13 protein-coding genes and 1 pseudogene are annotated in these 13,966 nt (G+C 72.1%); 8 read left to right on the forward strand and 6 right to left on the reverse strand.

The window, feature by feature from the left end:
* Positions 1-4: 4 nt before the first annotated feature.
* From ABT084_RS05355 to ABT084_RS05375, 5 genes are all read left to right on the forward strand, one after another.
* Positions 5-346, forward strand: a complete 342-nt coding sequence (locus ABT084_RS05355) for a hypothetical protein (protein ID WP_351038340.1) — start codon at positions 5-7, stop codon at positions 344-346.
* Between the two features lie 131 nt (positions 347-477).
* A complete protein-coding gene (locus tag ABT084_RS05360) occupies positions 478-1,746 on the forward strand; it encodes a L,D-transpeptidase (RefSeq protein WP_351038341.1) in 1,269 nt (422 codons plus the stop codon).
* A 163-nt stretch (positions 1,747-1,909) separates the two neighbouring features.
* The gene (locus tag ABT084_RS05365; RefSeq protein WP_351038342.1) at positions 1,910-3,445 is read left to right on the forward strand and encodes an ABC transporter permease; all 1,536 of its coding nucleotides are present in this window, start codon (positions 1,910-1,912) and stop codon (positions 3,443-3,445) included.
* A 95-nt stretch (positions 3,446-3,540) separates the two neighbouring features.
* Positions 3,541-4,218, forward strand: coding sequence for an ABC transporter ATP-binding protein (locus ABT084_RS05370; RefSeq protein WP_351038343.1), 678 nt, complete (start codon positions 3,541-3,543; stop codon positions 4,216-4,218).
* 119 nt (positions 4,219-4,337) lie between these two features.
* On the forward strand, positions 4,338-5,348 hold the full coding sequence (locus ABT084_RS05375; protein WP_351038344.1) for a GNAT family N-acetyltransferase: 1,011 nt from the start codon (positions 4,338-4,340) through the stop codon (positions 5,346-5,348).
* Here ABT084_RS05375 and ABT084_RS05380 read toward each other — a convergent pair.
* Positions 5,338-6,327, reverse strand: coding sequence for a helix-turn-helix domain-containing protein (locus tag ABT084_RS05380; protein ID WP_351038345.1), 990 nt, complete (start codon positions 6,325-6,327; stop codon positions 5,338-5,340). The genes ABT084_RS05375 and ABT084_RS05380 overlap by 11 nt on opposite strands.
* Before the next feature lie 185 nt (positions 6,328-6,512).
* Here ABT084_RS05380 and ABT084_RS05385 point away from each other — a divergent pair, with 185 nt between their 5' ends.
* Entirely contained in the window at positions 6,513-7,583 is a 1,071-nt protein-coding gene (locus ABT084_RS05385; protein ID WP_351038346.1) for an NAD(P)-dependent alcohol dehydrogenase, read from the forward strand.
* 84 nt (positions 7,584-7,667) lie between these two features.
* Positions 7,668-8,024: an AQJ64_40280 family protein gene (locus ABT084_RS05390; RefSeq protein ID WP_351038347.1), complete on the forward strand. Its 357-nt coding sequence runs from the start codon at positions 7,668-7,670 to the stop codon at positions 8,022-8,024.
* Between the two features lie 181 nt (positions 8,025-8,205).
* On the opposite strand, the gene ABT084_RS05395 is transcribed toward ABT084_RS05390, so the two are convergent.
* Together ABT084_RS05395 and ABT084_RS05400 are read right to left on the reverse strand one after the other, a co-directional pair.
* On the reverse strand, positions 8,206-8,454 hold the full coding sequence (locus tag ABT084_RS05395) for a hypothetical protein (protein WP_502968838.1): 249 nt from the start codon (positions 8,452-8,454) through the stop codon (positions 8,206-8,208).
* Between the two features lie 99 nt (positions 8,455-8,553).
* Positions 8,554-8,655: pseudogene (locus tag ABT084_RS05400) on the reverse strand (peptide-methionine (S)-S-oxide reductase MsrA); the annotation flags it as partial.
* A gap of 54 nt (positions 8,656-8,709) precedes the next feature.
* On the opposite strand from ABT084_RS05400, the gene ABT084_RS05405 reads away from it, so the two are divergent.
* Complete coding sequence (locus ABT084_RS05405; RefSeq protein WP_351038348.1) at positions 8,710-10,194, forward strand: recombinase family protein; 1,485 nt, start codon at positions 8,710-8,712, stop codon at positions 10,192-10,194.
* A gap of 160 nt (positions 10,195-10,354) precedes the next feature.
* Here the strand turns inward: ABT084_RS05405 and msrA are convergent, their stop codons facing one another.
* The 3 genes from msrA to ABT084_RS05420 all read right to left on the reverse strand — a co-directional run bounded on the left by msrA (position 10,355) and on the right by ABT084_RS05420 (position 13,804).
* Complete coding sequence (msrA, locus tag ABT084_RS05410) at positions 10,355-11,020, reverse strand: peptide-methionine (S)-S-oxide reductase MsrA (protein ID WP_351038349.1); 666 nt, start codon at positions 11,018-11,020, stop codon at positions 10,355-10,357.
* 73 nt (positions 11,021-11,093) lie between these two features.
* Positions 11,094-12,200, reverse strand: a complete 1,107-nt coding sequence (locus tag ABT084_RS05415) for a hypothetical protein (protein ID WP_351038350.1) — start codon at positions 12,198-12,200, stop codon at positions 11,094-11,096.
* Complete coding sequence (locus ABT084_RS05420) at positions 12,200-13,804, reverse strand: M48 family metalloprotease (RefSeq protein WP_351038351.1); 1,605 nt, start codon at positions 13,802-13,804, stop codon at positions 12,200-12,202. The genes ABT084_RS05415 and ABT084_RS05420 overlap by 1 nt, the downstream gene beginning before the upstream one ends.
* Positions 13,805-13,966 lie beyond the last annotated feature (162 nt).

Raw genomic sequence — 13,966 nt, forward strand, 5'->3', positions numbered from 1 at the left:
TCGTATGAACGCTTCTGAAGAATCACGGTACGTACGGCTTCGGGTGGATTTGGTACTGGAGGTTCCGGATCCGGATGCACTCACCGGAGCCGCCCTCGCGCACATCCAGGCCGACGAGTTCATGCCCGAGGAGGAGCGCGGTCACGCGGAGGCGGCCGTGCGCGAGGACGCCGCGGAGGCGCTGGCGTACCTCATCGACCCCACCGACCTGGTCGCCGAGATCCCCGGCGTGGAGCTGGCGCAGGCCTCCTGGAGCACCGAGCCGGTCGAATACGACCCCGAGTCCATGGAGTGGGACCTGGACGAGGAAGATGGGGTATTCGACGAAGAGGACGACAGAGCCTGACCGTGGGGTTGCCCACATTCGAACTGAATGTGGAACCGGGCGGGCACGTTAGCGCGTAGTAAGTGTGAGGCAGGGATTGACGCAGGGGAGCTCGCTCCCCTGCCCTGCTGATGCTCGGTTTTCCGGCAACGATGGAGTGGCGTGTGAGGACGGACAGCAAGCGGCGCAGGCGGGGCCTCGTGGCCGCATCGGCGGTGCTCGGTGGGGTACTGGTGCTCTCGGCGTGCAACGGCGGCGACGACAAGGCCGCGGGCAGCGGTGACAAGACCAGCAAGTCCCAGGCGGATGTGGACGCGGCAGCCGCGAAGGACACGTCCAAGGCCCGAATAGTCATCGCGCCCAAGGACGGTGCCACCAACGTCGGCCTGAACAACGCCGCTGTGACGGTCAGCGAGGGCACGCTCACCAAGGTGGAGCTGAAGACCTCGGAGGGTGCCGCGGTCGAGGGCAAGATAGCCGCCGACGGCAAGAGCTGGAAGCCCGAGGGCGCGCTCAAGCGCTCGCAGAAGTACTCGCTGTCCGCGTCCGCGAAGGACGCCGGCGGCAAGGAGGCCCACGAGAACGCCTCCTTCACCACCGTCTCGCCCGAGAACAGCTTCATCGGCTCGTTCACGCCCGAGGACGGTTCCAAGGTCGGCGTGGGCATGCCGGTCTCGATCGACTTCAACAAGCCGATCAAGGACAAGAAGGCCGTCCAGGCCGCGATCAACGTCAGCTCCAGCAGTGGCCAGGAAGTCGTCGGCCACTGGTTCGGCGACCAGCGCCTGGACTTCCGTCCGGACCAGTACTGGAACGCCAACTCCACCATCACGATGAAGATGAAGCTGGACGGCGTCGAGGGCGCTCCGGGCGTGGTCGGCGTACAGGACCGCACCGCGACCTTCCAGATCGGCCGCAGCCAGGTCTCGACCGTCGACGCCAAGACGAAGAAGATGACCGTCACGCGCGACGGCCAGGTCATCAAGACCATCCCGATCTCTGCGGGCTCCCCGGCGAACCCGACCTACAACGGCCAGATGGTGATCTCCGAGAAGTTCAAGGAGACCCGGATGGACGGCGCCACCGTCGGCTTCAAGGACGGCGACGGCAAGGGCGAGTACGACATCAAGGACGTCCCGCACGCCATGCGGCTGTCCAACTCGGGCACCTTCATCCACGGCAACTACTGGGGCGACGACTCCATCTTCGGCAGCGCCAACACCAGCCACGGCTGTGTCGGCCTGAACGACGCCAAGGGTGCCAACGACCCGGACCAGCCCGGCGCGTGGTTCTTCGACAACTCGCTCGTCGGCGATGTCGTCACCGTGGTCAACTCCCCGGACAAGACCATCAAGCCGGACAACGGCCTGAACGGCTGGAACCTCAGCTGGGCGGACTGGAAGGCCGGTTCGGCCGTCTGAGCCGTCTGAGCCGTCCGGGCCGTCCGAGCGGTCCGAGCCGTCTGATCCTTTGAACCACCGCCCACGGCGGGGAAGCCCTCACGGCTTCCCCGCCGTTCGCGTTCTCATCCGACTCTTATCCGCCACTTATCCCGCGATCACGGCCGGTACCTAGCGTCGCCCCATGTTCTTCACCTACCTCCGGCGCGAGCTGCGCCGCCGCAGGAAGGCGGCGCTCGTCGTCGCCTCCGGGCTCGCACTGGGCATCGCACTCGTCATCGTCGTGACCTCCGTGTCCGCGGGCATGGGGCAGGCGCAGGCCAAGGTCCTCCAGTCCCTCTACGGCCTCGGCACCGACATGACCGTCACCAAGGCCCAGACCCCGCCGGGGGAGGGCGGCGCGGCGCAGCGCCCGCGCTTCCGGTTCGACGCCAAGGACGGGGCCGACGGCGCCGCCGGTACCGAGCAGAGCCACGACATCGTGATGCCGCAGGGCTTCCAGACCCTGGACGCGGCCACCGTCTCCAAGGTCTCCGGCCAGCACGGCGTCGCCGACGCCGTCGGCGGTCTCAGCCTCCAGGTGATGAAGGTCAACGGGCAGTTCCGGCGAGGTGAGTTCAAGCGCACCGAGGGCGCAGGTCAGGGCGGCGCGCAGGGCGGCCGCACCGGCGGCGGCCAGGGCGCGGGCGGCGCGGGCGGCTCGGGCGGGTCCGTCCAGGGCGGCGGCGCCGACTTCGACGTCAACTCCTTCACCGTCTACGGCACCGACGTCGCCAAGCCGGAGCTCGGTCCGCTGACCACCTCCAAGCTCACCTCCGGACGCACCTTCACGGCCTCCGAGACCGACGCGGCCGTGGCCGTCGTCGACAGCGCCTACGCCACGAAGAACAAGCTGGCCGTCGGGTCCGACCTCACCGTCAAGGACGCAAAGTTCAAGGTCATCGGCATCGCGACCGCCGACAGCGGGGACGCGGCCGCCAACCTCTACGTCCCGCTCAAGCAGGCCCAGACCCTCTCCGAGTCCCCGGACAAGATCACCACGGTCTACGTCCAGGCCAAGGACTCCCAGGCGATCGACTCGGTCAAGACGGCCATCCAGGCGAACGTCCCGGACACCACCGTCACCACGTCCGCGGACCTCGCCGACACCGTCTCCGGATCGCTCTCCACGGCCTCTTCGCTCGCCTCGACCGTCGGCACCTGGCTCTCGTACACCGTCCTCGCGGCCGCGTTCCTCGTCGCGGGTCTGCTCACCTCCTCGGCCGTCAGCCGCCGGGTGCGCGAATTCGGCACCCTGAAGGCGCTCGGCTGGAAGAGCCGCCGGGTCACCGGTCAGGTCGCCGGAGAAGCCCTGGTCAACGGCCTCGTCGGCGGCGCCCTCGGCATCGGGCTCGGGCTCGGCGCCGCTTACCTGATCACCGCCATCAGCCCCACCCTGACCGCGCAGCTCGCGGGCGGCGGCGGTGGCGGGGGACGCGGCGCGGGCGGCGGCCGGGCGGGCGGCTTCGGGGGCGGCGGCGGCTTCGGCGGCGGCGGCTTCGGCGGCGCCCGCCGCACCGCCGCCAAGGCCCTGGACGTCGCGCTCACCGCGCCCGTCTCCCTGTCCACCATCGGCCTCGCCGTCGCCCTCGCGGTGGCGGGCGGCCTGATCGCGGGCGGCTTCGGCGGCTGGCGGGCCTCCCGGCTGCGCCCGGCGGACGCGCTGCGCCGCGTCGAGTAGGCCGGCCGGGCGGGCTCTGCCCCTGCGGGGTGCGCCCGGCCCCCGGGTCGACCGGCCCCGAGCACTGCCGAACGTACGAGAGGAACCCACGCACGATGTACCAACTGACCGGTGTCACCAAGAACTACAAGCGCGGCAAGGACACCGTCGCCGCGCTCGCCGGGGTCGACCTGACCATCGAGGACGGCGGCCGGCTCGTCATCCAGGGCCCCACGGGCGGCGGCAAGTCCACGCTGCTCCAGATGCTCGGCGGCCTCGACCGGCCCACCGCCGGATCCGTGGTCCTCGACGGCCTGGACCTGGCGACCCTGTCGGAAGCCCGGCTGACCCGGGTCCGGGCGGAGAACATCGGCTTCGTCTTCCAGTCCTTCAACCTGATCCCCACCCTCACCGCGCAGGAGAACGTCGAGACGGCGCTCGTCCCGCTCGGCCTGAAGGCGAAGGCCCGGCGCGAACAGGCGGCCGAGGCGCTGGACTCGGTCGGGCTGGCCGAGCGGATGGGCCACCTGCCGGGCGAACTGTCCGGCGGCCAGCAGCAGCGCGTCGCCATCGCGCGGGCGCTGGTGAAGAAGCCGAAGGTGCTGCTGGCGGACGAACCGACCGGGAACCTGGACGAGTCCATGCGGGACGAGGTGATGGACCTGCTGGAGGGGCTGTGGAAGGAGCACGGCCTGACCTTCGTGATGGTCACCCACGACAGCGCGCTCGCCAAGCGGGCCCCGCGGCTGGCGACGATCAGGCGCGGCCGGGTCACCGTCACCGACAACGTCTGAGCAGGTCAGGGCCGGTCAGGGAGGTTCGGGGGCCGGTCCGGGGGTCCCGTCCGAGGGTCGGCCCGGGCCGGGTGGAAAAGCCTTGGCGGCCGGGCGCGGGCCGGAGATACGGTCATAGGATGACCGAACCCGCGCCCGAACCCGCGCCTGCCGCCGCCCCCGCCGTCTCGCTCCTCTCCGTGCCGCCGACCGGAGCCGAAGTCGCCGCGTGGACGCGCCTGTTGGGGGCCGTGTACGCGGCCGACCTGCCCGGGACGCCCGCGCCGAGCCTGGTGGAGGTGGGCGGACGGCTGGGAGTCCCGTCGATCCGCGGGCGCTCCGTCCAGTGGGCGATCAGGGGCGAGGACGGCGAAATCGACGGGGCCGCGGCCCTGTTGCTCTTCACCGACGAGGGCAATACGCACGGCGCGTACCTGGACGTGCTCGCGGTGCGCCCCACCGCCCGGCGCCGCGGGCTCGGGCGCGCCCTGTGGGAGCGGGTGCGCGCCGAACTCCTCGCGCAGGACCGTACGTCGGTGGCCTCGACGGTCGAACTCGACACCCCCGCGCAGCGGTTCGCGGAGAGCCTCGGTTTCGAGAACGTGCTGCCGATGGGCTGGTACGTGCAGCAGGTCCCCGCCGGACCGGTCGAGGCGCCGCGGGACGCGCCCGGCTACCGGCTCGTGAGCTGGAGCGGCGAGACCCCCGACGCCTGGGCCGAGGCCGCGGCCGTCGCGCACGGCGCGATGGAGGACGCTCCGATGGGCGACCTGGACCAGCAGGCCCCGATCTGGACCGGCGAGCGGGTGCGCCAGGCGCAGCGGCTGGTCGTCGACCGGGGCGGGGTGATCCTCACGGTGGCCGCGGTGACCGACAGCGGTGAGATGGCGGCGTACACGGAGGTGGTCCTCGCCGACCCGGCGGACACCCGGGCCGTCCAGTACGACACGGTCGTCACCCCCGCCCACCGGGGCCGCGGCCTCGGCCGGCTGGTCAAGCGGCGGATGCTGGTGGACGTGACGGCGGCGTACCCGCGGGTGCGGGAGATCGTGACGGCCGTCGCGGACGAGAACGCACCGATGCGCGGGGTCAACGAGGCCCTGGGCTACCGCCGCGAGCGCGGCGTGGGCCTGTTCCAGCTCAAGCTGTAGCGCTCCGGCCCGTCGGCGAGGAGGCGGACGACGGCGCGGCGGAAGGGGCGGAGGAAGGGCCCGGCGAAGGGGCGGCCGAGGGCGCGGACGACGGCGCCGCCCAGGATCCGAGCAGGCGCAGTGCGTCCGCCGAGGCCGACCCCGGCTCCGCGTGGTAGGTGACCAGGGACTGCTCGGGATTGTCCGGGAAGGTCAGGGTCTCGAAGGAGAGCGTGAGCAGGCCCACGAGCGGGTGCCGCAGCTCCTTCGTGCCGTGCGCCTTGTTGTGGACGGTGTGTTCCGCCCACAGCGTGCGGAACTCCGCGTTCTTCACCGACAGCTCGCCGACCAGCGCGGACAGCTGCGGGTCGTCGGGGTACTGGCCCGCGTACAGGCGCAGATTGCTGACCACCTCGCACGCCCGGCACTCCCACTCGCCGTACAGTTCGGCGGTCGCCGGGTCCAGGAAGACCAGCCGCACCAGGTTCCGCTCCTGGGGCGGCAGCGCGCCGAAGTCCCCGAAGACGGCCGTCGCCATCCGGTTCCAGCCGACGACGTCCTGGCGCCGCCCGACGATGTACGCCGGTACGCCGTCCAGCGCGTCCAGCAGCCTCAGCAGCTCCGGCCGGACCTTCTCGGGGCGGTGGCTCTGGCTCTGGCGGCGCTTGCGGGCCTTGGGCTGGGCGAGGTGGGTCAGATGCGTGTACTGGGTGTCGTCCAGGCGCAGGGCGCGGGCGAGGGAGTCCAGGACCTCCGCCGAGACGTTCTGGCCCTGCCCCTGCTCCAGCCGCGTGTAGTAGGCGACCGAGACCCCGGCCAGCTGGGCCAGCTCCTCGCGGCGCAGGCCCGGGACGCGGCGGTGGCGCCCGTAGTCCGGCAGGCCGACGTCCTCGGGGCGCAGCCGGGCGCGGCAGGAGCGCAGGAACTCGCCGAGCTCGGTGCGCTGGTCGGTCCGCCGGTCGGCTCGCTGCTCGCTTCGAGGGTCGGTTCCCTGGTCCATCCCCCCAGTATCCCCGGGCCGGGGAGCGGGGGCGGCCGGGAGCCTGACCCCGCCAGGGGTAGGTTCGCCAGTCCTAGCCCCGGCAGGGGGCTGGGTGGGCGGCCGCAGGAGAGGCATCGTTTCTTCAGTCCCACCGCACTCCCTTCGCGGGCACCGATCCGCGCCCTCCCCGAGGAGCACCACCCGTGCCGAACCCCACCGCCGCCGTGTCCGTCCCCACCCGGGTCGCCGCCTACGCGGCCCCCGCGCCGAAGGCCCCGCTGGAGCGCACCACCGTGCCGCGCCGCCCGGTCGGCGAACACGACGTCCTGATCGAGATCAAGTACTCCGGGATCTGCCACTCGGACATCCACCAGGCCCGTGACGGCTGGGGCGAGGGCATCTTCCCGATGGTTCCGGGCCACGAGATCGCGGGCATCGTGACCGCGGCCGGCCCCGGCGTGACGAAGTTCGCCGTCGGTGACCGGGTCGGCGTCGGCTGCTTCGTCGACTCCTGCGGCGAGTGCGCCAACTGCGTACAGGGCCAGGACCAGTTCTGCGAGCGCGGCGCGACGGGCACGTACAACGCGGTCGGCACCGACGGCGAGCCGACGTACGGCGGTTACTCCACCCACATCGTGGTCGCCGAGAGCCACACCCTGCGCATCCCCGACGGCATCGCCCTCGACGTGGCCGCGCCGCTGCTGTGCGCGGGCATCACCCTGTACTCGCCGCTCAAGCGCTGGGGCGCGGGCCCCGGCAAGAAGGTCGCGATCATCGGCCTGGGCGGCCTCGGGCACATGGGCGTCAAGATCGCCGCGGCGCTCGGCGCCGAGGTGACCGTCCTGTCGCAGACCCTGCGCAAGCAGGCGGACGCGGCCGAGCTGGGCGCCGCGCACTTCCACGCCACGAACGACCCGGCGACCTTCACGGAGCTGGCCGGCGCCTTCGACCTGATCATCTCGACGGTCTCGGCCCCGCTGGACCTGGGGGCGTACCTCGGCCTGCTGAAGGTGGAGGGCGCGCTGGTCAACGTCGGCGCCCCCGAGGAGCCGGTGTCGCTGAACCTGTTCTCCCTGATCGGCGGCAACAAGACGCTGGCCGGTTCGATGATCGGCGGGATCCCGCAGACCCAGGAGATGCTGGACTTCTGCGCCGCGCACGGCCTGGGCGCGGAGATCGAACTGATCGGCGCCGACCAGATCAACGAGGCGTACGGCCGGGTCGAGGCGAGCGATGTCCGCTACCGCTTCGTCATCGACGCGTCGACGATCTGACGTCGTAGCTCGACGGGCGGCCTCCGCGAAGCTGGGGGAAGATGTCCTCAATGCCCCTTTCAGTCGGGGCAGTCGAGGATGTGAGTGACAGTGGTAGTGCAGTGGATCGACGCGGCGGACGAGCTTCCGGACAACGGCTCGGGGGTACTGGGAGCGGTGGCCGGCCGCTACGCGAAGGGGCCGGGATCGGACTTCTGGGTGGTGCTGCCGATGCGTTTCCTCGCGCACCACGTGCGCGAGCCGGACGGCCGGGAGTTCCACGACTGCTTCGTGGACCGGGGAGCGGTCGTCCGCCTCCCGTACAGCGCCGCGCACGCCGCCCCGAACCCGGAGGGCGTCACCCACTGGGCCTACCTCCCGGCCCTCCCGGGCGCGGTCGCCAACCACCTGGTGGGCCACACGGTGGCCCCCTCCCTCCAGGCGGCCTTCGGCCTCCTGTGACCGTTCCTCAGAGGGCGTCGAACGGCGGAACGATCCGTACGACGATCGGGGTCGTACTCCCAGCGCCACCCGGCAGTCACGGCCGGGTGGCCGCGACGGCCGCGTGGGCCGCGTCGAGGATCTTGTCGATCTCCGATGCGGCTGTGCGGACCTGTGCGACGTCGCCGGTGGCCGCCACGTCCTACCAGCGCCGGAGTTCCGCGGCCCACCGCGGCCGGCGCTGGATCTCCACGTGGATCGCCCACTGGGCGATGAACCGTCGCAAGGGGGCGAGGTCCGAGCCCTGCCGGGCCCGGTCGGCGGCCCGGTCCAGCTCCCGCGTGAACACGGGAAGGGCGGCGGGGGAAATCTGCGCCACCGCCTGGCGCAGGGCCGTCACCGTCGACGGCGGCCGTGCAATCAGCGGCTGGTCGGCGGCGGGCGTGGTCATCGATGCTCCCATGGGCGAGATTCCGTACCCCGGGGCCAGACCAACCGGGGTGGGTACGCCTCGGCCCCGCGAAAGGGTCAGGCGTGCTCCGGCGCCGGGTCAGGCATCCGGTGACGGCGGCTTCGCCACGCCGATCGGGCAGGAGACGCCCGTCCCGCCGATGCCGCAGTAGCCCGTGGGGTTCTTGTCCAAGTATTGCTGCGATTGCCATTTCTCCTTGCGTAGAATTAGTGACTCTTCGCAAAGGGGTGGGAAGTGAACGAAGCGGCACCGGTGATCCCGGTCGTTTCGTACGCGCGTATCTCCGCCGACACGGCCAGGGACGGGCACGGCGTTGAGGACCAGCACAAGGTGAACGGCGAGACGGCGGCGCGTCTCGGCTGGACGATCGTGCACCGCTACACCGACAACGATCTGTCGGCGGCCAAGGCGGCGGTGGTGCGCCCGGACTTCGAGGCCATGGTGAAGGCGCTCAAGTCGGGTCGCATGTCGGACGGGCAGCACGTGCGTGGCGTCATCGTGGTCGCGGACGACCGGCTCACGCGACGGGCGGGTGACTACGAGCGGTTCGTGGACGCGCTCACGTACGAGGAAGGACGGCTCTACGCCGACGCCAAGGGGTCGAAGGACCTCTACAGCGAGGATGTCGAGTCCATGGGCCTCTTCGGCGTCGTCATCTCCAAGATGGAGGTGCGCAAGATGCAGCGGCGTGCACGCCGCTCGCACCGCGCCCGCGCCGAGCTGGGCATCCCGGTGGGCGGAAAGCGCCCCTTTGGCTGGCAGGAAGACAAGCTCACGCTGGAGCCCGAGGAAGCGGCGTGGCTGGCGAAGGGCGCCCGCGAGGTGATCGCGGGCAAGTCTCTGCACTCGATTCTCCGCGAGTGGCGCGAGGCCGGCGTCCGCACGATCAACGACAAGGAGTGGGCGAGCCGCTCGCTCAAGCTCGCGCTGTGGAACCCGCGGCTGTGCGGCTGGCGGAAGCACAACGGGGAGCTGGTCCGCGACGCCAACGGTGTGCCTGTTGCGGGCCTCTGGGAGCCCGTCGTCACGTCCAAGGAGTGGATGGCCATCGACGCCGTCTTCTCGGCTCGCGTCGGCCCCAATGTTAAGGCTGACGGATCGGTCACGGACTACCGCACCCCGTCGTACCTGCTGACGGGAATTCTCCGATGCGGAAAGCCTCGGGGTGACGGGCAGATCTGCAACTCGCCCCTTCGGGCGACCGCACGGGCGGACCTCTCCGGGGGCTACCTCTATCAGTGCCCCAGCAAAGAAATGGGCGGATGCGGGGGCACCGGGCGTAACGGGCTCAAGATCGACGAATTCATCACGGAGGCCGTTCTCGCGAAGCTGGAAGACAGGGCGGCCCGGGCCACGTGCACCGACGAGAAGTGGGGAGGGGAAGAAGAGCTGGACCGGCTGATGGCCAAGCAGCGCAAGCTGCTCCTGGCATGGCAGGAAGACCAGGTATCGGACGAGCTGTTCTTCCCCGAGAGCCAGAAGATGGAAGCGCGCGTCAAGGAACTCCGCGCGGACAGGACGCGTCACGCTCTGAGTCGGCAACGGGCCGTTGACGTAACGGGTGACGTAGGTGAGCGCTGGGCTTCGGGCAGGCTTGACCTGGCGCAGAAGCGTGCTCTGCTCCGGGAAGCGCTCCACGCGGTGATCGTGCTGCCGGTGGGGGGCGGAGGGCGTCGCCCGTTCAACCCTGACCTGCTGGTCCCGAAGTGGCGGGACTGACGGGGGGAGCCGAAGTGGAACGGGGTACCGCCATCCGGCTCCTTCGAGGCATCACGGAATGAGGGACTGAAAGGGACCTCAGGACGGCTGGCCGTCGATGGCTTCGCATCGCCGGCGCCTTCGTTTGGTGTCGGCCGTCCTGAGGCCCGCACGACGTCGATCAGCCGTCGGCCTTGGCGATGCCGATCGGGCAGGAGACGCCCGTCCCGCCGATGCCGCAGTAGCCGTCAGGGTTGCGGTCCAAATACTGCTGGTGGTACGGCTCGGCCGGCCAGAACGGGCGGTCCGCGGCCGGAAGGACGGCCGTGGTGATCGCGCCGTAGCGGGACGCGGTCAGGACCTGCTGGTAGGCGTCGCGGGAGGCTTCCGCGATGGCCTGGTGCGCGGCGGAGTGGGTGTAGGCCGCGGAGCGGTACTGGGTGCCCACGTCATTGCCCTGGCGGAAGCCCTGGGTGGGGTCGTGGTTCTCCCAGAAGACCTTGAGCAGGTCCTCGTACGGCAGGACGGCCGGGTCGAAGACGACGCGGACGGCCTCGGTGTGGCCCGTACCGCCCGAGCAGACCTCCTCGTACGACGGGTTCTCGGTGAAGCCGCCCTGGTAGCCGACCAGCGTGGTCCACACGCCCGGGGTCTGCCAGAAGATGCGCTCCGCGCCCCAGAAACAGCCCAGCCCGAAGTCCGCGACCTCGAGGTGGGCCGGGTAGGGGCCGGCCAGCGGGTTGCCGAGCACCGTGTGGCGCTCCGGCAGGTCGAACTGGGGGGTGGGGCGGCCCTTGAGGGCCTCCTCGGGGGTGGGGAGCTCGGGGGAGCGGCGGTAACTGAACACGGGGTCCTCCTCGGCGGCGGTCGCACAGGGGTCAACGGGGCGGGGCGGCCCGGGATTCCCCCGGGGCCACCCCTCACACGCCCGGCGTCACCCGATCCACGCTGTGGTCGCGCGCCTTCAGGTAGCGGGCCGCCGGGTCGCCCGCGTAGGTCCACGGCGCCGTGCCGATGTGGCCGTCGACGTGGCGGAACTGCTCGACCGCCTCCGGGTAGCGGTCCTGCCAGTACAGGAACCACGCCAGCATGTGCCGCACCCGCGCCACCCGCCGGTCGCCCGGGGCGGCCGCCGCGACGTCCGCGAGGGCCGCCGTCGTGGCCGCGACGATCTCCGGCTCCTTGTAGTACACGCCCGGGTCGAGGCCGTCCTCGATCGTCTCGCGCTCGAAGTACGCGTGCAGCGGCAGCAGCGACAGCAGGTCGCCCGGCCCGCCCAGGGCCGCCGCCTCCCGCGCGTAGGCCTGCGCCTCCTCGTGCGAGCCGTGCCACGTGCGGCCCCAGTACCGCAGCGCCCGCACGTGCGCGGACAGGTTCTTCGGATCCCGCTCGGCGATCTCCGCGGAGAGCGCGCGGAAGCGCTCGTGCGGATAGCTCAGCCCGAGCGCGATCGGCTGTTCCAGGATGTACGGGGTCGGGTCCGCGGGGTCGGCGAGCGCCTGCGCCTCCTGGACCAGGACCTGCGCCCGCGCCTGCAGCTCGTGGGAGACGCGGTACTGCTCCGGCGAGATCGCTCTCGCCCGCAGCCCGCCCCGCACGTGCGCGGCGACGGTCAGCGTCGCGTCCGCGTCGACCGCGGCGGCGGCCGGATCGGCGGGCCGGGCCGCGCGCCAGGCGCGCAGCCAGGCGTCCTCCTCGGCGGCCTCCGTGCCGAGGAGCTGGACGCGCGTGCGGCGCTCCTCCCAGTCCCGGCCCGCGGCCTCGATCCAGGCGGCGCCCGCGCGCCAGTCGCCGGAGCGGACGGTGGCCAGGACGGCGCCGTGCCCGTGGGGTACGGGCGCCCAGTGGTCCGTGTCGAGCCGCTCGCCCGGCAGGAAGCCCCGGGCGACGGCCAGGTCCGCCCGCCGGGTGCGGGCGGCCTCGGCCTCGGCGGTCAGCCGCTTGGCCTTGCGGAGGTGGTGGACGCCGCGCAGGACGTAACCGGCCACGGCCAGCAGGGCGAGCCCCAGCAGCCCGAAGAAGATCATCACACCTGGACCAGCTCGCGCAGCGGTGCGGTGTCGGCCCGGTCGGCCACGGCCGCGTTCAGGGCGGCGGTCAGCTCCTCCCCGAACTCCTCGGTGGGGTAGTCCAGCGATGCCGAGTCCGACCACGACAGCTGCCAGCGGGCCCGGCCTCGGGCCGTCAGCTCCACCGTGACCAGCTGGTTCAGCGCGCGCCGCAGCACCGGGCGGGCGAATTCGCGGGCCGCGCGGCCGGTGGCCGCGGCCGCCTCCTCGGACTTCGGCAGCCGGTCCGCGACCCGCCACAGGGCGGCCGGGTCGGCGTCGATCAGGTCCAGCAGGTCACCCAGGCCCCCCTCGGTGCCCGGGCGCTCCGCGGCCACGGCCGCGCGGATGGCCGCGGCGCCCTGGGCGACGTACAGGGTCAGGCTCTCGTGCACGAGGTCCGGCCAGTCGGCGCGCCGCAGGCCCAGCGCCTCGGTGGTCAGGACCTCGTGCTCCAGCGCGCCCAGGGCGCCGTCGGCGGAGGCCAGCAGCTCCAGCGCGGGACGGGTGGGAGCGGCGCCGCGGCCGTCGTCCGGCAGGGCCTCGATCCGGGCCACCCGGGCCGCGATGGGCGGGTGCGAGTCGTACGGGGAGGCGGGCCGCTCCGGCAGCTCCTCGCGCAGCCCCGCCAGCTCCTCCCCGCGGGCGCGCAGCAGCGCGCCGAAACCGCCGAAGACCTGGCCGGGGGCGGGCAGCAGACCCGCGCCGACGCCGAGCGTGGCGTACGAGCCCATGTAGAGGTCGTGCGCGGAGACCAGCGCGGGCAGCTCGCGCAGCGCGGAGGCGTAGGCGTCGCGCCCGGCGATCCGGGCGGCGGCCAGGTCGGCGGCGTACTCCTGGCGGCGGAAGCCCGAGAGGGTGGCCCGCATGAAGAAGGACCCGTAGGCGGTGTAGATCCTGGCCATCGCTCGGTACAGGACGCCCGCACCGGTGGTGTTGACCTCCTTCGCCTTCTTGCCCTTGGCGATCCGCTTGCCGGCCTGCTTCTCCTGCTTGGCACGCTCCTTGGCGACCGTGTGGTCGGCCCGCTCGTGGAAGTGCGCGATGGTCCGCTCGATCTGGGCCTTGCCGCGCACGATCAGCGGGGTGAAGCGGGTGTCGGCGTTGCCGTAGTGCCCCAGCTCGTGGGCGAGGACGGCGCGCAGCTGCATCTCGTCGAGCCCCGTCATCAGCGGGAGGCCGATGTACATGCGGCGCGGGCCGGGCAGCAGTCCGAGCAGCCGGGAGTCCTCGCTGACGGCCGCGTTGACCTCGTCGGTCAGCACGATCTCGTCCGGCGCGCGGGTGCCGACGGCGGCCGCCAGCTCGCGGACGGTCGCCCACAGGCGCGGTTCCTGCTGCTCGGTGGGGCGCAGGCCGGCCATCGGCTCGCCCTTGGGGGTGCGGAGCATGAACATGCCGCGCACGACCGGGAAGGCGAGGATCAGGCTGACGATGACGAGCTTGGCGGCGTTCGGGCCGTGGCCGCCGGAGGCGATCACGGCGTAGTCGATGCCCGCCAGGACGGCGAGCAGGACGAAGCCGAGCAGATAGAAGCCGGACAGGAGTACGAGCGCGCGCACGGCGCGCAGCGAAGCGCCCACTTGGAAGGTCCCCCCACGGGATATGACATGTGCGTCACGGGACGTGACACGTGCGTACGAGGCGGCAGGGCGCGGAGCGCGGCGGGCGCCTCGAGAGAGTGCGAAAGCGCAACGTACCCCTGGTCCGCCGCCGGAGCGGCGGCGGGGCGGCGGCGGGGCGGC

The organism is Streptomyces sp. NPDC002138 (assembly GCF_040296485.1).
GTDB lineage: Bacteria > Actinomycetota > Actinomycetes > Streptomycetales > Streptomycetaceae > Streptomyces.

What these genes read in the sequence shown, in the direction of transcription:
- ABT084_RS05415 (WP_351038350.1), bottom strand. Translation starts at nt 12,200, where the DNA reads ATGATCTTCTTCGGGCTGCTGGGGCTCGCCCTGCTGGCCGTGGCCGGT.
- ABT084_RS05375 (WP_351038344.1), top strand. Translation starts at nt 4,338, where the DNA reads ATGACCGAACCCGCGCCCGAACCCGCGCCTGCCGCCGCCCCCGCCGTC.
- ABT084_RS05360 (WP_351038341.1), top strand. Translation starts at nt 478, where the DNA reads ATGGAGTGGCGTGTGAGGACGGACAGCAAGCGGCGCAGGCGGGGCCTC.
- ABT084_RS05355 (WP_351038340.1), top strand. Translation starts at nt 5, where the DNA reads ATGAACGCTTCTGAAGAATCACGGTACGTACGGCTTCGGGTGGATTTG.
- ABT084_RS05380 (WP_351038345.1), bottom strand. Translation starts at nt 6,327, where the DNA reads ATGGACCAGGGAACCGACCCTCGAAGCGAGCAGCGAGCCGACCGGCGG.
- ABT084_RS05365 (WP_351038342.1), top strand. Translation starts at nt 1,910, where the DNA reads ATGTTCTTCACCTACCTCCGGCGCGAGCTGCGCCGCCGCAGGAAGGCG.
- ABT084_RS05395 (WP_502968838.1), bottom strand. Translation starts at nt 8,454, where the DNA reads ATGACCACGCCCGCCGCCGACCAGCCGCTGATTGCACGGCCGCCGTCG.
- ABT084_RS05370 (WP_351038343.1), top strand. Translation starts at nt 3,541, where the DNA reads ATGTACCAACTGACCGGTGTCACCAAGAACTACAAGCGCGGCAAGGAC.